At 74.3% G+C, this 319-nt stretch carries 1 pseudogene; it reads left to right on the top strand.

From position 1 onward, the window contains the following. Window positions 1-305, top strand: a pseudogene (locus ACG0Z3_RS23290) (hypothetical protein); the annotation flags it as partial. Window positions 306-319 lie beyond the last annotated feature (14 nt).

Raw genomic sequence — 319 nt, 5'->3', positions numbered from 1 at the left:
ACACCTGGGCGCTGAGCAAGCTGGGCGCCGGGGTGGGGGACGCGTTCAAGCTGGGGCTGATCGAGGCGGGGCGCATCCCTGTGGTGTCGCACGTGGTGGTGCGCATGCAGTCGGACGCCATCCGCAACACGGCGATGGTGAGCAGCCCGGGGCCGGGCAACGACGGCACGCCCACCGACCCCGGGCCCGGGACCACGCCGCCGGACCTGCCCACCTGCCCCTGGTGGGACCCCAGCTGCTCCATCTGCACCGACGGCGTGGGCGCCGGTAAGTGCGAACTCCCGCCGCCCAGCTGCGGCGGCTGAGCGCGCGCTATGCG

Origin of the sequence: Pelomonas margarita, assembly GCF_043555875.1 — a bacterium.
Lineage (GTDB): Bacteria > Pseudomonadota > Gammaproteobacteria > Burkholderiales > Burkholderiaceae_C > Pelomonas > Pelomonas margarita.
The sequence above is the reverse complement of the archived record's forward strand: the minus strand, read 5'-3'. Positions and strand labels throughout refer to the sequence as shown.